This window comes from Streptomyces griseoloalbus, assembly GCA_014650015.1.
Taxonomy (GTDB): domain Bacteria; phylum Actinomycetota; class Actinomycetes; order Streptomycetales; family Streptomycetaceae; genus Streptomyces; species Streptomyces griseoloalbus.
The window spans coordinates 140014-158890 of the sequence record BMUD01000002.1 but is presented as its reverse complement, the minus strand read 5'-3'; the positions used below and the strand labels follow the sequence as shown (position 1 = coordinate 158890).

Here is an 18877-nt window from a genome sequence, read left to right as displayed (position 1 = left end):
CCTCACTTCATCGCACCGAGACCTTCCACCCCAGCACGGATCGCACAGGAGCAACCGCCATGTGGACCACGTTCGCCGCAACCGTCGGCGGAAGCGCCGCCGGCCTCACCGGCCTCACCTTCATCGTCGTCGCCTTCCGCTTCGACGTCGTCGCCACCTCCCAGGAATACCGCAACCGCGCCGCGCAAACCGTCTCCCTGTTCCTGACAACCACAGTCACCGCATCGCTGGTCACCCTGCCACAACCAACCTGGGCGCTCGGGGTCGAACTGTTGGTCGCCGCAGCAGCAAGCGCAAGTCTGCTCTCGGTGCTCGACCACGCAGCCCGCCGTGGCACGTCCCAGCATGCGCGGCCCATCCTCGTCGTCGCGCTCGTCGTGTTCGCGGCAGGTATCGCCGCCGCCGGACTGTTCGCCACCGTCGGCTCCACCAACGGAATGGGCTTCTACGCCGCGAGTTCGCTGCTCGGCCTCATGTGGGGCGTCTACGGGACGTGGGTCTTCCTCACCCAGGCGGGCACAGATCAGATCAGCGCGGTAGCAAACGTGCATGACCAGCCCGGCACCGTGCCGGCCGCCTGACCGGCCCCACACAGTGAGGCGGTGCGGGACGCTGACGGAGTGCGGGTCTGTACGGTGAGTGGTGTAACTCCCGGGCAGGAAGAGCCAGTTAAGTGTGGTGGCTCGGGGTCTTGGTTACACGAAGTCCTCGAAGGTGAGCTGCTGCGGGATGTCCGAGAGTGGTTCGGGCGGCTGGTCAAAGACGATCCGGTAGTCGCTCCCGGCGGTCCGGCTGATGGGCGGTCGGCCGCCGAGCGCGGCGTGCGGCCGCTCGTGGTTGTAGTAGTTCACGAACTCCACGAGTGCGACGCGTCGGTCACGCTCGGTTGTGCAGTCGCGGACGTACGCCCACTCGCGGGAGAACGTCCCCTTATACCTCTCCACCTTCCCGTTCGTGCGCGGCGTGTACGGCCTGGTCCGCTTGTGCTTCGTGCCGGTCGCGGCGAGCGCGTCAGCCCAGGTCGTAGACCGGTAGGACGCACCGTTGTCGGTGAGGCAGCGGCGGATCGGTGTGAGCCGCGGGCGGCGAAGAAGGCAACGGCACGGTGCCAGAAGGCGACCGCGGTGACGGCCTTCTCATCGTCCAGGCCCTCGGTGTAGGCGAGCCGGGAGTGGTCGTCGAGCGCCGAATGCAGGTACGTGTATCCGACCTTGCCGGTGTCGGGGCCGGTGCGTTTGGAGGCGCGGGCGGACTCGGTGCCGACGCCGTGCATCCGCCAGCCGCCGCCGGTCGGGATGCGGCCGAGTTTCTTGACGTCGACGTGGACCAGGTCGCCGAGCCGGTCGTGCTCGTAGCGGATGACCTCGCGCAGCTGCTCGCCGGTCGGTGGGTCGAGGTCCCGGAGCCGGTTGAGTCCTCGCCTCACCAGGATGCGGTGGGCGGTCGCCGGCGCGAGTGTGACGCCGTGCAGCCGCTGTAGGTCGGCGGCGAGCCGGGCTGGCCCGTGCTTGGTCCGCCGCCGCAGTGCCTCCACCAGGTCGGCGATGTCCTCGGGGGTGCGGGCGGGGCTGGTAGCGGGGCGGGAGGAGTGGTCGAGCAGTCCGTTCTCGCCGTGCGCCCGCCAGCGGGCGTACCACTTGGCCAGGCAGCGGCGTGAGATCCCGGCTTCCGCAGCGACGTGCGCGATCGGACGTCCGGCGTCGATCCGCAGGCACAAGCGCAGACGTCCTTCGGGGGTCAGCGGTGCGTTCCGGTGCCCCCTGCTGGTGGCGCTCCTGGACTCGGCGGCCGCGTTCACCGGGAACCCCGGGATTTCAGGGCTCCCGCGTGAGCGGCTGTGCGTGGCGTCAGCGTGCGAACTTTTCGATGGCCGCCGGGGTGACGGGGGTGAAGAAGTTGACGAGGTTGCCGTCGGGGTCACGGAACAGCAGCGACCGGTTGCCCCAGGGCATCGTGGTGGGCCCGTTGACGAAGTCGGTGACGAAGCCGGTCAGGTTCCGGTGAACGCGGTCCACGTCGTCGACGAGGAACTCGGTGATCACGCTGTGGTTGTCCGCCGGGCGGGCAGAGCCCGGGGCGAACAGCGGAACGGTGCGGGTGCCGGCGATCGCGAGGGTGGCGCCCGGGGTCTTGAGCTCGGCGAAGTCCTCGGTGGCCCACGTCGCCCGCACTCCTGTGGCTCGCTCGTAGAACTCGACGAGACGCGCTACGTCGCTGGTGATGATGCGGATCGAGACGAAGTCCATGGGGATCTCCTTGGCTGTGTGGAGTCGTGCACGTCGCAGACTAGGAGAAATAGTGGACAGAATCGGTCCTGTATTCGCGTTAGGTTGTGCACATGCCTCGACCCGCTGGCCGCGTGCTGACACTCCTGGAGCTGCTGCAGTCGGGCGGCACCCGGACGGTGGCCGAACTCGCCGACCGGCTCGGCGTCGAAGGGCGCACCGTGCGGCGGTATGTGGACCAGCTGATCGACCTCGACGTGCCCGTGGAATCGGTGCGCGGCCGCTACGGCGGGTACCGGCTCGCCCCCGGGTACCGCTTGCCTCCGCTCATGCTCAGCGACGACGAGGCGCTGGCCGTGCTGCTCGGCCTGGTCGCCGGCCGCCGGGCAGGGCTGACAACGACGCAGCACACGGCAAGCGAGACGGCATCGGCCAAGATCCGGAGGGTGCTGCCCAAGCACATCGCCCGCCGGCTCGACACACTCCTGGAATCCCTCGCCTTCACGGACCAGCCCGGAGAGTTCGACACCCCGGACGCCGGGGTCCTGCTCACCATCGCCGATGCGGTGCGCCACCGCCGACCGGTCTCGATCCGCTACACCGACCGCGACGAACGGCGCAGCGAACGCAGGCTGCACGCGTACGGGATCGTCGCCCATGCGGGCCGGTGGTACGTCACGGGCAAGGACGCCCGGATCGGCGAGGACCGAACCTTCCGGCTCGATCGCATCGCAGACGCGCGGACCCTGCCCGGTTCATTCGAAGCGCCGGCGGGCCCCGATCCGGCACAGCGCGTGTTGTCAGGCTTCGCCACGGCTGACTACCGGCATGAGGTGACCTTGCGGATCCACGGGACGGTCGAGCAGATCCGCGCCCACCTTCCCGCCAGCGTCGCGAGCCTGGAGGAGCACGAGCCCGCGGCAGGCCAGGACCGGGCGACCCAGCGCTGGCTACGCGTCGAGCTGCGGGCGGAGCGGCTCGACTGGTTGCCTCCAGTACTCGCCTCACTCGACCGGCCGTTCGTCATCGAGCGCCCCGATGAACTTCGCGACCTCGTCACCGCGCTCGCCGATCGCCTCGCGTCCTACGCCCGCCAAGCCTGACAGCGAGGAACCAATGTCATGAGATGGCACAGTTAAGGCTGGTGAATCTCCCGGGGAGGAACATCATGAAGTAGAATGCGCGTTCGAGTGAGCCGGCGGCCGAGGCCGTTGAGTCAGAGCTGGACCGGGTTCTCGTGGGTAGGCTGGTGGCCCAGGCGAAGGCCGACGGGATCCGGATGACCGGTGAAGGCGGCCTGCTGGCGCAGTTGACGAAGCTCGTGGTCGAGGGAGCTCTGGAGGGTGAGCTCACCGATCACCTTGGGCGGGAGAGCGGGGAGCGGGCCGACGAGGGCCGCAGCGGGAACTACCGCAACGGGCATCGCGCGAAGACGGTGACGACCGAGGTCGGGCCGGTGGAGATCAAGGTGCCCAGGGACCGCAACGGCTCGTTCGATCCGCAGTTGGTGCGTAAGCGGCAGCGACGTCTGACCGGGGTGGACGAGATGGTGTTGTCGCTGTCGGCCAAGGGCCTGACCCACGGGGAGATCTCCGCCCATCTCCAGGAGGTCTACGGCGCGGAGGTGTCGAAGCAGACCATTTCCACGATCACGGACAGCGTGGTCGACGCGATGACGGAGTGGCAGAACCGACCGCTGGACCGTGTCTACCCGGCGTGTTCATCGACTGCGTGCACGTGAAGATCCGCGACGGCCAGGTCGCGAACCGGCCCGTCTACATCGTGCTGGCCGTCACGGCGGAGGGCACGAGGAACATCCTCGGCCTGTGGGCCGGCGAGGGCGGTGAAGGGGCGAAGTACTGGCAGCAGGTTCTCACCGAACTGAAGAACCGGGGGTTGCGCGATGTCCTGATGCTGGTCTGCGACGGTCTGAAGGAGCTGCCCGCGGCGGTGAACAACGTGTGGCCGCAGACCGTGGTCCAGACGTGCATCGTTCATTTCCTGCGGAACAGTTTCTGTTATGCGGGCAGGCAGGACTGGCAGGAGATGGCCAAGGCTCTCAAGCCGGTCTACACGGCGCCGACCGAGGCTGCGGCGGTCGAGCGGTTCGCCGAATTCCGGAAGGAATGGGGGCTGAAGTATCCCGCGGCCATCCGGCTGTGGGAGAACGCGTGGGCCGAGTTCGTGCCCTTCCTGTCCTTCGACATGGAGATCCGGAAGATCATCTGCACGACCAACGCCATCGAGAGCGTGAACGCACGCATCCGCAAGGCCGCCATGGAGCGGCTGCGGGCGACGACATCGGCACCACTTCCCGGGGTGTGACGGGGACGTTTGCGTGTCGCCACACCGTAGGAATCCGCAGGTCAGGCGCACATGTGGCGGGGCAACATAGTTCGAGGGTCGGCTATGCGTGCGGCCACCATGCCGACTCATGGAAAGGCTCTCAGAGGAACGGCGGTGGTCGACACGAGCGCCGTCCGGGACGCGCAGTTCAGGGTGATTCGACGGCGCGGTGCCGACTCCCGTGCTGACTTGGTGCTGGGCGACCGGACTGAGAGACCGAGTCCGGCCTTGCCGCTCAGCCGCCGTCGGCACTGGCAAAGGCGCTGTGCTTGGGCGCGGTGCACGTTGGTCCCAAATGGTACTTCGTCTGCTGGCGGTACATCATGAGCAGCAACCCCCCTGGCGTGCGCAGATTCGGAAGATGCGGTGGGTGCCGGCCGCGGTCAGGTGGTGGGTGCGGCCGGGCAGTGCTGGCGGAATTCACAGCAGCCTGCCCGCCGGGTGAGAAGTCGGCCCGGCTGCTGCCGACGCGGTCGCAAGGGGTCACTTCACTCGCCGAGTCCCTCCGCAACCTCCGGTGCTCGACCACCCGGATCACCAGCCTCGTCCAGGCCATCCTCACCCTTCATCTGACCAGCTCAGACCGATGATGAAAAGCCTCAGTGCCCCTGTGCTCTCGGGACGGTCATCGCCCGGTTCAAAAGCTCCAGGTCCCACGCAGGCTCCCGCAGGTCGAGGCGGTTCGACGCCCGGAATCCATCCATCGCCAGGTGCAGGTGCCGACGCCACATCGACGGTGCGACGTGCTGCGTGGTCTCGGAGACACGGTCGCTCGCCCACAACAACACGAGCAGGTCGGCGCCGGTGACGTCGGGACGCACGATGCCCGCACCCTGTGCGCGCAGCAGAACCTGTTGTGCATGTGCACAGATCTCATTGTGTGCGGCCTTCGTGCGGTCGTCGCCGGGGAACCTCCGCGCCAGGAAGTCACCGAATGCCCGATCTCCGGCCTGGGCCGAACACAGAACTTCCAGCAGGCCGCGAAACGCCTCCCACGGGTCCTCCTGGTCGAGTGAGGCCGCCACCTCGTCGATCACGCGGCGCAACTTCGGTTCGAGCACAGCGCACAGAAGGTCCAGGCGCGTGGGGAAGTGCCGGTAGAGGGTGCCGACCACCAGGCCCGCCTCCCGGGCGATGCCGTCGAGAGCGGCTTCCGCGCCTCGTTCGGCAAACGCGCGCCGGGCGCACTCGAGAAGCCGCTGACGGTTGCGGTGGGCATCCCTGCGCGCGGGCGGTGGGTTCTTTCGGGAAAACATGAGATCACGGTAGCAAAAGTGCGACATGCCTCAACTTTGAGCCCTGCCTCATCTTTGCTACGGTCGTGAAGTATCGAAAATGATGGTGTACTCATTTTATGGAGGAGATCCGGCATGGCGAAGCTCTGCGGGAAGGTCGCGGTGATCACCGGCGCGACCTCGGGACTGGCGCTGGCGACCGCCAAGTTGTTCGTCGCGGAGGGCGCGCACGTGGTCATCACCGGCCGGCGACAAGAGCAGCTGGACGCCGCGGTGGCCGCGATCGGCCACGATGTGACCGGTGTGGTCGGTGACGTCGGCGAGGTCGCCCACGTGGTCCGCCTGGCCGATGTCGTGGCGGCCGAACTGGGCCGGGTCGACGTCCTCGTCGCGAGTGCCGGGGCCTGGACGTGGAACGAGCGCATCGGCGACGTGACCGAGGAGTCGTTCGACGCCGTGTTCGGCGTGAACGTGCGCGGAACGTTTTTCACCGTGCAGAAACTCCTGCCATTGCTGTCCGACGGCGCCTCGATCGTGCTCATCGGGTCGGGCGCCGCAGAGAAAGGTGATCCGGGAACCACGATCTATGCGGCGAGCAAGGCTGCGCTGCGGTCGTTCGCGCGGACCTGGACCACCGACCTGAAGGAGCGGGGGATCCGCGTCAACGTCCTCAGTCCCGCCGCGATCGACACCCCGGCGTTCGCGAACCTCCCGCCGGGATTCAGGGACCAGATCGCCTCGCTGGTGCCCCTCGGCCGCCTTGGCGCCGAACAGGAGATCGCCACCGCGGCGCTCTTCCTCGCGTCCGTGGACTCGAGCTTCGTCAGCGGAATTGACCTCCCTGTCGACGGAGGGATCGGCCAGGTCTGACACCGCACCGGCTCGGCCGCCATTCGGCGCGGAGTCCACGCTGAGCTCTCTCGAACCTGTCGTCTACGCTGGTCAGCGGATTACGACCCGAGCTGATCTCGGAAAGCCTACGGGTGTCAGTGAGCCCTTTCCAACCTGACTGGTGTCGGCCGTGGGACGTCAGACGGAGTGGCCGACGGCCGGCTTGTCGGATGCTGGGATCGCTGGTCAGCGGCCTGGCCCGGCTACGGTCAAGGTCGGGGTTGAAGGTGAAAGCGGCCAGCATCAGGGCCACGAGCACGGCCAGCCTCCGCCACGGAGCCGGTTGCCCCGTGATCGTGTGGCTTCTTCCTGCCCTCGCCCGTTGCTCCTGATCTGTGGCACCGCCCATGGAGGTACCTCACCGGGCCCACCACAACCGAATTCATCCGGCGCTTGGGGTGAGCAGCTGGCGAGGCCCCGGTATGTCGCGATTCCGAGGGGTACCGCGGCAGCTGGATCGATCAAGAGTCAGGACACGGATGGCCAACTATCGCTGCACATGGCCAACTATCGCTGAACGTCACAAGTTGCCTGGCCGGACATGGCAAGAAATCGAACATGTGATCGAATCTGGTCGTGAGCCCCATCTCAGCGACCTCGCTCGTGCATGTGACTGAGCACTGTATCTGTTCAATGAGCACTGTATCTGTTCGATGAGCACTGTATCTGTTCGATGAGCACTGGACTTGTCGTGTTGTGTATTCGAGTTGGCGCGCACGATAGTCCTCGCCGAGCCCGATCTGGGCTGTTTCGCCGTATCTCCGTTCGTCGCGTCAGTGGGGTCTGTCAACCGAGTGGCCCTGTCTCACATTCGGTGGTGACGGAGAGTGCTGCTATCCGGGGAGGGTGCGGTGGCGAAGAAGGGTGAAGCCTGCGCGTCCGTGCATCTGGCGCGCGATCCGCTTGGTCTTGGTGTTGACGCCCTCGGTGGGGCCGTTGCTGTACGGAAGCGTGAGGGCGGCGTTCACGGCGCCCGCCACCAGGTCACATATCGCCCACGGTCACTGAGTCACATCGGAACTGCTCGTCCAGCGGTTCCAGCGACCTCGGAGCAGGTCAGCCTGACCTGTCGCTTACTACTCGCGCTTGTGCGCGGTGAGCAGATCATCGGACTCTTCCCTGGCGTGCTTGCTCTGCTGAGACGCCTGGGTCGTGTCCTTGGGGGCAGGCCGGGATCGACCGGCACCGCACCGCAAGCCTCGTCAGTCGGGGAAGGAGAAGTAGAGCGCCTCGCTGTAGAAGGACGCGAAGTGCCTCTGCCAGTCACCTCGGACCGAGGCCAGCCAGGCGTCGTTCTGGCCGGCGAGCGCCGCCTCGGCCTTGGCGACGGTGTCGGGGATGTCCTCGGACGTCAGATGCCACACGCTCGCTGCCGGATCGTCGCCCGCCATCGAGACAATCTCCCCGGTCTCCAGGACGAAGTACTTCGCCCGCTGCTTCTCTAGGTGGGCCGTGGTCCTGGCCACGCATTCGGTGAACTCAGGGTCGCCCTCCAGGCCCTCGCCGACCGCACGTAGGAGACCGAGCAGCAGGGTCACTCCGGCGGCGTACTCCGCGGCGATGCCGATCGGAGGGTTCCAGATCATGGACGGGACGATCGTCGTCCCGCGGCCCGCCAGGAGCTTGTGCGCGAGCGGGATGTCCCAGTTGTGCTCGGATATGCACCGAATTCGCTGGGGGAGCTCCGTCTCGCTCGGCATCGAGTCTGCGGAGTAGAGGTAGGAACGGTTCGCCATGGCGGCGACGCTAACACCAGCGTCGGCGTACACGTGAACGCGGCCCTGGCAAGATTGCGCGTCGGAGCAGGGCCATGAGGACGACGCGGTGGCGGAGCAGCGGGACCCCCGCGCGACCGGCCGTGATCCGCTTCTGGAGCTTCAGATCGGTGATGCGGCCTTCGTTGACGCCGGAGTTGAGCGGGGTGGTGATGCCCTGCACGACTGCGGGTTGGTCCTCGCGGATGGCTTTGGCCAGGTCGGCCAGGACCGGGAGGCGGGCGGTGGTGAGTTGTTCGGGCCAGTCCGGTAGCGGGGCGGCGTCGCGGGCCAACTTCGTTTCAAACTCGGGCAGATGTTCTGCGAGTGCTACCGAAGGTGAGTGGTTCTGCGGCCCGGACTCGCCGGGCAGGTCCGGGCATGCGGCCGCCCCCTCGACCACCGGTGCTTGCCCATGCCGCTAGAGCAGGGCGCCTCCGGAGACCTCGAGGCGCTGGGCGGTGACCCAGCGCAGGCTGTCGGAGGCGAGTGTGGCGATGGCGTCGCCGATTTCGGCGGGTTCGCCGACGCGGCCCAGAGCGGTCTGCGCCGCCAGCCCCGCTCGCATGTCGGTGTCGTCGCGCATGGCTCCGCCGTTGAAGTCGGTGGCGGTCGGCCCCGGGGCGATGGAGTTGACCCGGATACCGCGCGGACCCAGTTCCAGAGCGAGGGTGCGGCTGAGTGCCTCGATGGCGGCCTTGGACGCCGAGTAGACGGCGGTGGCAGGGCTGGTGTGGCGGGTCAGGGAGCTGGAGACATTGATGACGCCGGCGGGGTCGGCAAGCAGCGGCAGCAGAGCCTGGATGAGGAAGAACGTCCCGCGGACGTTGGTATCCATCATCGCGTCGAAGTCCGCGACGCTTACCTGTTCCAGGGGGCTGAAGATCCCCACCCCGGCGTTGTTGACCAGGATGTCGAGCCGCGTAGCGTCCCAGAGCCGCAGATGCTCGCCGAGCTCCGCCGCAAAGGGGAGGAAAGAAGCGATGTCGCTGATGTCCAGGCGAAGCGCGAGAGCGGCGGACCCGGCCGCCCGCACCGCCTCAACCGTCTCCTGCGCCCCCGCCTCGTCGCCCCGGTATGTGACGATCACCCCAGCTCCACGCTGCGCCAGCGCCACCGCCGTACTGCGGCCCAGCCCCCGGTTGGCACCGGTGACCAGCGCGATCTTCTTGCTGTCCATGCAACTGCTCCTCGGGCGAAGAAAGGGAGGGAGACCGCCGGGCTCACTGCTGCGGCGCGGATGGCGAGTCGACCGACTCGCCTCCTTCACCGTAGGGCCACCCCAGGGGCGAGTCAAGTGACTCGCCTCGCCATAGAGGCATACTGTCCCCATGACAGAAGGACTCTCCGACCACCACCGACGGCTGGCCCAGCAGAAGCGGGAGGCGATCACCTCGTCCGCCACCGCACTGTTCCTGGAGAGCGGATACGGCGGGACGTCACTGGCCCGGATCGCCGAGGCAGCCGGGGTGTCGAAGTCGACGCTGTTCAAGCAGTTCCCGACCAAGGCGGCCCTCTTCGAGGCCATCGTTACCGAGTCCTGGCAGCAGGGGTCTGGCCAGGCGCCGGTCCGGCCCCCGGCAGGCGACCTGCGTGCGGGCCTGGCGGCCATCGGCCGCCAGTACGCCGAGCTGATGGGCCGGCCCGGCATGACGGCCCTGTTCAGGATCGTGATCGCCGAGCTGCCGCGCCTGCCCGAGCTGGGCAGGATGCAGTTCCAGCTGGGCAAGCTGCCCTACTTCGACTCCGTGCGGCTCTACCTTCAGGCCGAGCGCGAGGCCGGCACCGCCCGCGTGCCCGATGCGGAGAGTGCCGCAAACCAGTTCCTCGGCATGATCGCCAACTTCGTCCTGTGGCCCCGAATGCTGCTCACCGACTGGGCCCCTACCGCGCGGGAGACGGACTACGTCATCGACGAGGCCGTGGAGACGATGCTCGCCCGGTACGGCACCGGCCGCCAGAAGCCGTAAACCCAAGCGCCCCCGTCCGTGACCTCACACCACGTATCGAGGAACACGTGTCGTACCAGGGCCGTTCTTGCAGACACGGTCGCCTGAAGGCAGAGGCTCGCGCACGCTCTTGGAGCCTACGAAGCACAGCCGGCCGCAGGTGCCAGTAGTGCGGATGCGGGGGTCCTGCGCGAGCGGCGTGGGCAGGCGGTCGGGAGAGGCGCCGTCGAGTGCGGCCACGGCCTCCCACGGTACGGACTGCCGGGCGAGGCTGGCGTGCACGGCGGTCAGGTGGTCCAGCCAGTCTTTGCGCAGGCGGCTGGCGATGACGACGGTGGTCAAGGGCTTGATGCGTGAGGGCAGGAGAGGCTCCGGGACAGAGAGGGGAACCTTGTTCCGTGGCTGTCGTATTCCTGGCCAAGAAGGTCCGTCGACCCCTCGTACGTGACCCTGGGTCGTGCGACGATCCACCCTGAGTACGCGGCCTCCGTCCTGGACGAACTCGCGGCCGGCGACGCAGTGTTCACCGTGGACACCGGCGTGTCCAACGTCTGGGCGGCGCGTTATCTGACCCCCAATGGACGGCGCCGGGTGATCGGTTCGTTCCTGCACGGCACGATGGCCAACGCGCTGCCGCGCGCCATCGGCGCGCAGTTCGCATACGCCGGCCGCCAGGTGATCTCGATGTCGGGTGACGGCGGACTGGGCATGCTCATGGGCGAGTTGCTCACAGTGAAGCTGCACGATCTGCCGGTGAAGACGATCGTCATCAACAACTCCTCCCTGGGTATGGTGAAGTTGGAGATGCTGGTCGAGGGGCTGCCCGAGCACGAGACCGACCACGAGCCGGTGGACTACGCGGCGATCGCCCGCAGCGCGGGCATCGAGGCGATCCGCATCGAGCACCCCGGGGATGTCGTCGAGGGACTCAAGCGGGCGCTCGCTCACGACGGGCCGTTCCTGGTAGACCTGGTGACCGACGCCAACGCGCTGTCGATCCCGCCGCACATCTCGGCCGCCCAGGTCAAGGGATTCGCCTTCGCCGCAGGGCGGACCGTGCTCGACGGGGGCGTCGGCAAGATGCTCGACCTGGCCCGCGCCAACCTGCGAAACATTCCCCGCCCCTGAGATGGTCGCCGTCCTCATCGAGGTCGGGTTACCCAGCTCTCCGTGATCCACCGGGCTCCTCATGAACACCGCGGGTGGGGGACGCAGGCGGTCGTCGGCTCTCGAAACGAGATCGTCCATCTGGCGGGGCATCAAGTTCACGGCCCGACGCACGCACTCCACCGATTGCCCCTGCGTGGGGAGTAATCGAGTTGAGCGGTGAGGCCGGTGGCCGCGTCGTCGATGCCGACGCCGAGGCAGCTGCGCTTGTTGGGCCAGGCCGATGGCCTGGCCCCGCGGAGGGTGCCTTGCGGACCGCCTCGGTGTACAGCCGCGCCAATCGGAGGGCGGGCCGGCGGTAGATGTCATTCATTACTGGCAGTGATCGTTCGCGTTGGTCGTTGGCGCGGTCAGGTGCTCGTACGGGCAGGTTCCTCACAGTTCTGCGCCCAACGTGATCTCCCGGTGCTGGTTTGGTGCTGGCTTCGAAGGGCCAGACTCGGAAAATGCGCAGGTCGCAGCGCTGATCGAATGAGTTGTCGTACCACTCGATGGTGGTGCCGATGAGGGACGCGGCGACGATGCGCTTGAGGTTGCCGGGAGGTGGGGGAGCGGTTGCTGCGGAGGCCGTGTGCGCCACTTCCGCGTGTGCGGTGGGGACGGGCACCTGCCGGCACACGGTGGGAACGTGCCTAGACTCGCTCACGGCATCGGGCGGCTCGAAGGGAACACGTTCCTGTGCATACGTACGACAACCCCGTGATCAGCGGGTTCCACCCCGATCCGAGCGTGTGCCGGGTCGGTGACGACTACTACCTGGTGTGTTCCAGCTTCGAGTACTTCCCCGGGCTGCCGCTCTTCCACAGCAAGGACCTCGTGCACTGGGAGCACATCGGCAACGTGCTCGACCGGCCCGAGCAACTGCCACTGCCTCTCCCCGGCGCCAAGGCGTCCGGCGGTCTCTACGCCCCCACGATCCGCCACCACGACGGCCGTTACTGGGTCATCAACACCAATATCGACGGCGGCGGCAACTTCGTCGTCTCGGCCGAGCGGCCCGAGGGGCCGTGGAGCGACCCGGTGTGGATCGACCTGTCCGGGATCGACCCCGATCTGGCGTGGGAGGAGGACGGCACCTGCTGGTGCGCCTTCTCCGGGCCCGAAGGCGGCATCAACATGGCCAGGATCGACCCGGCCAAGGGTGAGGTGCTGGAGGGGCCCTTCGTCACGTGGTCGGGCAGCGGCCTCAAGTACCCCGAGGCGCCGCACCTCTACCGCATCGGCGACTGGTGGTACCTGCTGATAGCGGAAGGCGGCACGGAACGCGGCCACAGCGTGTCCGTCGCCCGCGGCCGCTCACCGCGCGGCCCCTGGGAGGGCGCACCTGCCAACCCGCTGCTGTCCCACGGCGGTACCGCCCGCTCCATCCAGAACACCGGCCACGCCGACCTGGTGCAGGCTCCCGACGGCAGTTGGTGGATGGTGCTGCTCGGCGTCCGCCCCCGCGGCTTCACGCCCGACGTGCATGTGCTCGGCCGCGAGACGTTCCTGGCCCCCGTGGAGTGGGACGAGGACGGCTGGCCCGTCGTCGCGCCCGTTCCCGAGAGCCACGCGGCCCCGGGCGGTGCCTGGCACCCCGTTCCGGCCCTGCCCGGCCGCGACGACTTCGAGGAGCCCGCTCTCGCGCCGTACTGGGTCTCGCCGTTCGCCCGCCCGAAGGACTCCTGGTCGCTCACCGAGCGCCCTGGCTGGCTGACCCTCAGCGCCACCGGCCCCACCCTCGACCGCCCCGGGTACACCTTCGTCGGCCGCCGCCAGCAGCACCACGACTGCCGCGTCACCGCTGCGATCGACCCGGGCACGGGACGCGGCGGCCTGTGCGTGCGTCTGGACGAGGCCCACCACTACGAACTGGAGGTCGGGAACGGAGAGGTAGGCGTCGTTGCCCGGATCGGTCCGCTGCGCCAGACCGTGGTCAGCCAACCGGTCCCGTCCGGGCCGCTGACCCTCACCGTGGCGATCCGCACGTCCGACCTTGTGCCCGCGTCGCCCGAACTCACCGATGGCGGGACCACGGGCCCTGACACCGTCGCCTTCCATCTCGGCGATCCCGACGCCCCCGACGCCCAGACGCTCGTCGAACTGGACGGGCGCTACCTCTCCACCGAGGTCGCCTGCGGCTTCACCGGCCGTGTGATCGGTATGTACGCCACCGAGGGCGCGGTCGCCTTCGACTGGTTCGAGTACGCCCCGGCGCCCTGGGAAGCGGGGCCGGGTCCTTGACGGACACGGCCCCGTGAATCCGACGGGACGTCAGCCCGCCCACACCTCGGCCTCGTCGGCCGGGACGGTGGTGGCCAGGCCCAGTTCCTTGCGGGCGGCGACCGACTTGTTCGGGTCGATGTCGGTGAACGCCGGGTCGTAGGCGATGTAGAACGCGTCGGCGTCGGCGGCGTTCGCGGCCTTCTTCCAGTTCCCGGCCGCCTTCGTCAGCGTCGCGCGGAGCTTGCCGACCTCGGTGCCCTCGATGCCGTCCAGAGCCTCGACGTGTGCGTCGAGGGCGGCCGCGACGGCCTTGGCCTGCGCCTTGTAGCCGGCCAGGTCGTCCTCGACGGTGTCCTTCTCGGGCTGGTTCGCCCACAGTGCCTCGTAGACCGCGTTCGAACCCTTGAGGTACGTGGTCTGCTCGGGCTCGAGGGACTTCGCGGTGTCCAGCGAGCCGCTGAACGTGCCCTTCTCCACGGTGTAGGTGCAGCTCACCGCGCGGTCACCCGTCGCCCAGCTCTCCTTGGTCGGGGTGTAGTAGAAGAGGGCGACGCCCTTGGGGAGCGCCCAGGTGTCCGGGGCGTACTTCTGCGCCTCGACCGGGCAGCGGTTGTCCGCGATCGTCGAGACCCCGTCGTCGCCGGGGTACTCGTTGCCCTCGCCGATCGCGAACTCGCCCACGACCTGGCCCTCGTGCGCCTCGTCGCAGGGCACGACCTCGACGGCGTACGCGGTCCCCTCGGCCTTGCCGTTCGGGTTGTAGCAGTCGCCGATGTCCAGCGAGAACACGGATTGCTGGCGAGCCACCTTCTTCGCGCCGTCCTTGGCGCTGTCGACGGCGTCGGAGACGTCCGAGCATCCCACCGCGCCGATCGCGAGCAGGGCGGCAACGGCGGATATGCCGCGAAGGGAACGATGCGAGGCATGGAATGCCATGACGTGTACATCCTCTTACGTGATCTTTATGAGGGTCGTGCGCATCGTATGCCATTCCCGTGGTCCGGTTGCGCCAAGGCCCTCACCTCATCGCGGCATCATTGACTCGCGACAGGCCGCGAGGGTTGTATCCGGGCTGCTCGCGGGTGGGATTCGAGAGGGCCCCGCGACATTCTTCATCGCGGCTGCAGCGTCGTTCCCGGCCCGACAGGGGGTCATGTCGGCGTCGGCGTCGGGTCGGATTCCTCGACCGTCAGCAGTGGATCGCCGAACACGAAAGCAGTGGCCGGCGGCGCTGACCAGTCTCGGCGGAACGCGGCGACCTTGCGGGCGGCCCAGTCGGCGAAGGGGCGCGGGGCGCGGCCGAGGACCCGCTGGACGTCCGGACTGACGCGGAGCGCGGCCGGGCTCGAACCGAGGATGTCCGCAGTGTCGTCGGCGAGCCCCGCTGGCACGGCGGGGTGGCCGATCCGCTGCGGGATGACCTGAGCCGTTTCGTCGACCCGGACTCGACGGGGTCGCTGACACCCTGGTTCAGGGCGTGGAGCCATGCGTCCCGGCCCGGGGCATTCCGGTCCCGGGCCGGTGCCGCGCTCTACAGCGGTGCGGGGGACGAGGCTCCGGTGATCAGCCGCCGTGGGCTCCCCGTACCGTCCGCGGGCACGCTCCACAGGTCGCTGCTGCCGACCTCGCCGTTGGTGGGCAGGGCGTAGACGACGGTGTCGTCGTCCAGCCAGGTGGCCTGGTCGTCGACGCTGCGACGCTCGGCGAGGGGCGTCTCGCGCAGGCTGCGCAGATCGAGGACGTGCTCGCGCCACAGGTTGGTCCGGGACAGCACCCGCTTCTTGTAGACGACCCGGGTTCCGTCGGGGGAGAGCGAGGGGCACTCCACGTTCTCGGTCAGGGTGGTGACCGAGCGCCCGGAGACCGACCCGCGCACCAGATAGGTCGTGTCGGCGGTGTTCAGGGTGGCGTAGAAGGTGTCGTCGTCGGTCGCGAAGGTGACGCCCCAGAAGTTGACGTCCGCGGCGCGGTAGGGCTTGCCGTCCAGCACGATGGAGAACGTCTCCAGGCTGGGAATCAGCCGCATGGTGCGGGTGTCCAGGATCGAGGTCCGGGTGGAGAAGAAGGCGGACGCGTAGGACTCGCCGGAGACGAAGACGGTCCAGGCGGCGAAGCGGCCGCTGGGCGAGACCCGGGCCCGGCTGGGCGTCCCCGCGAGCGCGAAGGTGCGCTGGGTGCGGAGGTCGGAGTCGAGCAGCAGGGCGCGGTTGCTCTGCTTGAGCACACCGGGGTCGGACTGGAGGCAGACGCCGGTGCCGGCCGCCGCGTGGAAGCGCACGCACTCGAGGTCCGAGGCGACCCGGCCGTCTCCGGGGGCCGCGGACGGCACCGAGGCGACCGCCTTGCGATACGGGCCGGCGGCCCCGTTGACGAACACCAGTCGGTCCGCGTGCCGGAGTGTCACCTTGCCCGCCACCACGGCGGGGTCGCCCGGCCGGGGCCGGTCCGCGCGCTCCGCGCGGTCGGCGGCGTGCAGCACCATGCCGGTCGCCACGCCCGCGAGCGCCAGGACCGCCGCGACGAGTACGAGCAGGCGGCGGCGTAGCGATGTCATAGGGGTCCTTGCCGCTCGTCGGGACGCGATCGTGGCCGTCGGATCCTGCGGGCGGGCCGCAGCACCAGGCCGGCGACGGTCGCACAGCACAGCAGGCCGATCGCCGCACCGGCCAGCGCAGGACCGTCCCCCCACATCGTCCAGGCGGCACCGAAGCCCAGCGAGCAGCAGAACCGGGCCAGAGCCTGGCTGGTGCCGACGAGGGCGAGGCCGCTGGCGCGCACGTGCTCGGGCACGATGCCGGCCAGCGCGGCCGGGAGCACCCCGTCGGTGGCCGCGTAGAACGTGCCGTGCAGGGCGAGAACGAGCGGGACGAGCAGCGGGGTGGCCGGGGCCCACAGCACAAGGGCGTAGGCGGTGAGCAGACCCAGGTGCCCGGCGAGGAACACGATGTTCCGGCCGATCCGGTCGGCCAGCGCGCCCGCGGGCACGGCCAGCAGCAGGAACATCGCGGCGGTGCCCAGCGGCAGCAGGGCGAACCACTCCTCGCCGACGCCCGCCCGGCGTTGCAGGAGCAGATAGACGAACGCGTCGCTGACGGTGGTCAGACCGAGCAGCGCGGCACAGCAGGTGAGGGCCCGCAGCCGCGGCAGGCGCAGCAGCACCAGCGCCTCGCGTACGCGGACGGGAGGCCTGGCCTCGCTCGCGCCCGCCCCGCTCGGCCCGCCCGTCGTGTCCGTGGACGGGTCCCGTCGCCGGCCGGGCACGAACAGCACCAGCACGATCACGCCGAGCGCTGCGACGCACGCGCTCACGCCGAACACGGCGTCGTAGCCGTCGGAGGCCGCGCCGAGGACGAGGAACGCGGCCAGCGGGCCGAGCATCGCGCCGGTGGTGTCCATCGCCCGGTGCACACCGAAGGCCCGGCCCTGGTGCGCGGTCGGCGTGGACAGGGAGATCATCGCGTCGCGTGGGGCGGTGCGCAGGCCCTTGCCGGTCCGGTCCAGCGCCAGGACCGCGCCGAGCGTGCCGATGCCGCCGGCGAACAGCAGCAGCGGCTTGCACAGCGCGGACAGGCCGTAGCCGAGTCCCGCGAGCAGCTTGTGGTCGCGCATCCGGTCGGCGAGATGGCCGCCGGTGAGCTGGACCAGTGCGCTGACGCCGTTGTAGACGCCGTCGAGGGTGCCGAACGCCAGCGGGCTGAAGCCGAGCGTGGTGACGAGGTAGAGCGGGAGGACGGCGGTGACCATCTCCGAGGAGATGTCGGTGATCAGGCTGACCGTGCCGAGGGCGAGCACGACCGGCGTGACCCCGGGCCGCGGGCCGCGTCTTCGACCCGGCCCGGTGTCCGCCGCCGGCGCCGCGGAGCGGTCGGTGAGGTACATGTGCGGTGCGCTCAGTTCTGCCGGCTGCTGTCGTCCCGGAGCCAGGTGCCGAAGTCCCGCGCCCGGATGGCCTTCCCGGCCCTGCGGCGGGCGACGATCGCCGCCGCGACGAAGACGGCCATGCTGGTGAGGAGCTTCGGTTCCTCGCGGAGCACGGCCCGGAGATCGGCGACGCTGGTGCGCGCCGAGGCGCCTTGCGGACCCTGCCGCTGTTCGACCTGGGCGGTGGACACCGCGGCCCGGACGCGTCGCTTGATCAAGTCCCGCCAGGTGCGCGGCGGTTGGATCACGACCTCGGCCGCGCCGATCACGAGCCGCTCCTGCGGGGTGAACGCCAGGGACGCGGCCAGGTCGTCCGCCATCAGCGGCGGCAGTGCGGCGACGCGGGCGTGTCCGGCCTGGGAGACCGCGATGACGCCCCGGCCGAACAGCCCCTCACGGACGGCTGGCAGACGTTGCCACACCTGGTAGTACGCCCGCACCCGCCAGGCGCAGGCGGCCAGCGGGATCCGCCGTTCGGGAGCGGTGGCGAGGATGCCGGAGGTGTCGTCGGTCAGGGGTTCGGTCAGGGCCCGCACGCCGGCGCCCGTGACCACGACGTCGGCGTCCACGTAGAGCCGGGGGAAGCCGAGGGCGTGGTCGTCGCCCGCTCGCAGGGCGGCGTGTTTGGAGGGGACGGGTATCTCGACGACCCTGATGCGTGGGCCGCGTTCGGCGGCGGTCCGCGCGGTGTCGTCGGTGCAGCCATTGCACACGACCACGATGTCGGTCTCGTCCTCGGCGGAGTCGGCCAGCAGGGAATCGAGGAGCCGGCCGATCACACGCGCCTCGTTGTGCGCCGGGATCACGATGCTCGTCACCTGGGCAGTATGCCGTCGGTGTCACCCTTGTGAGGTGTGTTTCGTCCAACTGTTCCCGGGACTGAGTTCAATGGTCTAGATTGACGTTCGCCGGGCCGGTGGTGAGGGAGGGGAACGTGCCGCTGACGTCATGTCGAGGCGCGACCCTGCAAGCCGGTTCGGACAGCACGTAGTAACCAACATGCAAGCGCTATAAGGCGGTTGGGGAACCGCTGACGGCTTTCTCGTATGTCGGTGCCGTTGTGTGGAGGAGACACGTCGGCGCCGATCCAGCCCTGGCTGCGGTTGTGTGACCGTGCGTCCCGCATTCTCGCGGTCGGGGGTAGCTGCGCGTGTGGTGGGGGGCCATGACCATTGAGGTCACGC

16 protein-coding genes and 6 pseudogenes are annotated in these 18877 nt (G+C 69.0%); 8 read left to right on the top strand and 14 right to left on the bottom strand.

All coding sequences use genetic code 11. From position 1 onward, the window contains the following. Positions 1-59 precede the first annotated feature (59 nt). The gene (locus IE178_RS03645) at positions 60-581 is read left to right on the top strand and encodes a hypothetical protein (protein ID WP_193511265.1); all 522 of its coding nucleotides are present in this window, start codon (positions 60-62) and stop codon (positions 579-581) included. 114 nt (positions 582-695) lie between these two features. Here the strand turns inward: IE178_RS03645 and IE178_RS03640 are convergent. Both IE178_RS03640 and IE178_RS03635 read right to left on the bottom strand, forming a co-directional pair. Further along, positions 696-1798: pseudogene (locus IE178_RS03640) on the bottom strand (IS481 family transposase). Between the two features lie 49 nt (positions 1799-1847). Further along, a complete protein-coding gene (locus IE178_RS03635) occupies positions 1848-2246 on the bottom strand; it encodes a VOC family protein (protein WP_193511264.1) in 399 nt (132 codons plus the stop codon). A gap of 92 nt (positions 2247-2338) precedes the next feature. On the opposite strand from IE178_RS03635, the gene IE178_RS03630 reads away from it, so the two are divergent. Both IE178_RS03630 and IE178_RS03625 read left to right on the top strand, forming a co-directional pair. Beyond that, complete coding sequence (locus IE178_RS03630; protein WP_193511263.1) at positions 2339-3328, top strand: helix-turn-helix transcriptional regulator; 990 nt, start codon at positions 2339-2341, stop codon at positions 3326-3328. A gap of 119 nt (positions 3329-3447) precedes the next feature. After that, positions 3448-4511, top strand: a pseudogene (locus IE178_RS03625) (IS256 family transposase); the annotation flags it as partial. Between the two features lie 396 nt (positions 4512-4907). On the opposite strand, the pseudogene IE178_RS03620 reads toward IE178_RS03625, so the two are convergent. After that, a pseudogene (locus IE178_RS03620) lies at positions 4908-4991 on the bottom strand (IS5/IS1182 family transposase); the annotation flags it as partial. Between the two features lie 83 nt (positions 4992-5074). On the opposite strand from IE178_RS03620, the pseudogene IE178_RS03615 reads away from it, so the two are divergent. After that, positions 5075-5161: pseudogene (locus IE178_RS03615) on the top strand (IS5/IS1182 family transposase); the annotation flags it as partial. Positions 5162-5170: 9 nt separating this feature from the next. Here IE178_RS03615 and IE178_RS03610 read toward each other — a convergent pair. Further along, positions 5171-5827 carry a TetR/AcrR family transcriptional regulator gene (locus tag IE178_RS03610; RefSeq protein ID WP_193511262.1) on the bottom strand — a complete coding sequence of 219 codons (657 nt, stop codon included), beginning with the start codon at positions 5825-5827 and terminating at the stop codon, positions 5171-5173. 114 nt (positions 5828-5941) lie between these two features. Between IE178_RS03610 and IE178_RS03605 the strand changes: the two genes are divergently transcribed. Then, positions 5942-6676 (top strand): SDR family oxidoreductase, encoded by a 735-nt coding sequence (locus IE178_RS03605; RefSeq protein WP_193511261.1) that lies wholly within the window; start codon positions 5942-5944, stop codon positions 6674-6676. Between the two features lie 854 nt (positions 6677-7530). Here the strand turns inward: IE178_RS03605 and IE178_RS03600 are convergent. From IE178_RS03600 to IE178_RS03585, 4 genes are all read right to left on the bottom strand, one after another. Next, positions 7531-7665, bottom strand: a complete 135-nt coding sequence (locus IE178_RS03600) for a hypothetical protein (protein ID WP_318279857.1) — start codon at positions 7663-7665, stop codon at positions 7531-7533. Between the two features lie 234 nt (positions 7666-7899). Continuing rightward, complete coding sequence (locus tag IE178_RS03595; protein ID WP_193511260.1) at positions 7900-8433, bottom strand: DUF7822 domain-containing protein; 534 nt, start codon at positions 8431-8433, stop codon at positions 7900-7902. 10 nt (positions 8434-8443) lie between these two features. After that, positions 8444-8854 carry a hypothetical protein gene (locus IE178_RS03590; RefSeq protein ID WP_318279829.1) on the bottom strand — a complete coding sequence of 137 codons (411 nt, stop codon included), beginning with the start codon at positions 8852-8854 and terminating at the stop codon, positions 8444-8446. Between the two features lie 18 nt (positions 8855-8872). Next, positions 8873-9631, bottom strand: coding sequence for an SDR family NAD(P)-dependent oxidoreductase (locus tag IE178_RS03585; RefSeq protein ID WP_193511259.1), 759 nt, complete (start codon positions 9629-9631; stop codon positions 8873-8875). A 151-nt stretch (positions 9632-9782) separates the two neighbouring features. On the opposite strand from IE178_RS03585, the gene IE178_RS03580 reads away from it, so the two are divergent. Continuing rightward, on the top strand, positions 9783-10421 hold the full coding sequence (locus IE178_RS03580; RefSeq protein WP_193511258.1) for a TetR/AcrR family transcriptional regulator: 639 nt from the start codon (positions 9783-9785) through the stop codon (positions 10419-10421). A gap of 147 nt (positions 10422-10568) precedes the next feature. Here IE178_RS03580 and IE178_RS03575 read toward each other — a convergent pair. Further along, a pseudogene (locus IE178_RS03575) lies at positions 10569-10742 on the bottom strand (glycosyltransferase); the annotation flags it as partial. Between the two features lie 123 nt (positions 10743-10865). Here IE178_RS03575 and IE178_RS03570 point away from each other — a divergent pair. Further along, a pseudogene (locus IE178_RS03570) lies at positions 10866-11528 on the top strand (thiamine pyrophosphate-dependent enzyme); the annotation flags it as partial. 717 nt (positions 11529-12245) lie between these two features. After that, complete coding sequence (locus IE178_RS03565) at positions 12246-13790, top strand: glycoside hydrolase family 43 protein (protein WP_193511257.1); 1545 nt, start codon at positions 12246-12248, stop codon at positions 13788-13790. 30 nt (positions 13791-13820) lie between these two features. Here the strand turns inward: IE178_RS03565 and IE178_RS03560 are convergent, their stop codons facing one another. The 5 genes from IE178_RS03560 to IE178_RS03540 all read right to left on the bottom strand — a co-directional run bounded on the left by IE178_RS03560 (position 13821) and on the right by IE178_RS03540 (position 18511). Further along, entirely contained in the window at positions 13821-14708 is an 888-nt protein-coding gene (locus IE178_RS03560; protein ID WP_193511256.1) for a septum formation family protein, read from the bottom strand. A 215-nt stretch (positions 14709-14923) separates the two neighbouring features. Next, the gene (locus IE178_RS36870; protein WP_438874344.1) at positions 14924-15163 is read right to left on the bottom strand and encodes a hypothetical protein; all 240 of its coding nucleotides are present in this window, start codon (positions 15161-15163) and stop codon (positions 14924-14926) included. Between the two features lie 140 nt (positions 15164-15303). Beyond that, positions 15304-16326, bottom strand: a complete 1023-nt coding sequence (locus IE178_RS03550) for a TolB family protein (protein WP_193511255.1) — start codon at positions 16324-16326, stop codon at positions 15304-15306. Then, positions 16323-17651: an MFS transporter gene (locus IE178_RS03545; RefSeq protein WP_193511254.1), complete on the bottom strand. Its 1329-nt coding sequence runs from the start codon at positions 17649-17651 to the stop codon at positions 16323-16325. Before IE178_RS03545 ends, IE178_RS03550 begins: the two co-directional genes overlap by 4 nt. Before the next feature lie 11 nt (positions 17652-17662). After that, the gene (locus IE178_RS03540; protein ID WP_193511253.1) at positions 17663-18511 is read right to left on the bottom strand and encodes a glycosyltransferase family 2 protein; all 849 of its coding nucleotides are present in this window, start codon (positions 18509-18511) and stop codon (positions 17663-17665) included. Positions 18512-18877: the final 366 nt, after the last annotated feature.

Bases quoted from the DNA above. Each gene is read 5' to 3' on its own strand.
- IE178_RS03605 (WP_193511261.1), top strand. From the start codon at position 5,942: ATGGCGAAGCTCTGCGGGAAGGTCGCGGTGATCACCGGCGCGACCTCG.
- IE178_RS03545 (WP_193511254.1), bottom strand. From the start codon at position 17,651: ATGTACCTCACCGACCGCTCCGCGGCGCCGGCGGCGGACACCGGGCCG.
- IE178_RS03645 (WP_193511265.1), top strand. From the start codon at position 60: ATGTGGACCACGTTCGCCGCAACCGTCGGCGGAAGCGCCGCCGGCCTC.
- IE178_RS03635 (WP_193511264.1), bottom strand. From the start codon at position 2,246: ATGGACTTCGTCTCGATCCGCATCATCACCAGCGACGTAGCGCGTCTC.
- IE178_RS03560 (WP_193511256.1), bottom strand. From the start codon at position 14,708: ATGGCATTCCATGCCTCGCATCGTTCCCTTCGCGGCATATCCGCCGTT.
- IE178_RS03550 (WP_193511255.1), bottom strand. From the start codon at position 16,326: ATGACATCGCTACGCCGCCGCCTGCTCGTACTCGTCGCGGCGGTCCTG.
- IE178_RS03585 (WP_193511259.1), bottom strand. From the start codon at position 9,631: ATGGACAGCAAGAAGATCGCGCTGGTCACCGGTGCCAACCGGGGGCTG.
- IE178_RS03580 (WP_193511258.1), top strand. From the start codon at position 9,783: ATGACAGAAGGACTCTCCGACCACCACCGACGGCTGGCCCAGCAGAAG.
- IE178_RS03630 (WP_193511263.1), top strand. From the start codon at position 2,339: ATGCCTCGACCCGCTGGCCGCGTGCTGACACTCCTGGAGCTGCTGCAG.
- IE178_RS03595 (WP_193511260.1), bottom strand. From the start codon at position 8,433: ATGGCGAACCGTTCCTACCTCTACTCCGCAGACTCGATGCCGAGCGAG.
- IE178_RS03610 (WP_193511262.1), bottom strand. From the start codon at position 5,827: ATGTTTTCCCGAAAGAACCCACCGCCCGCGCGCAGGGATGCCCACCGC.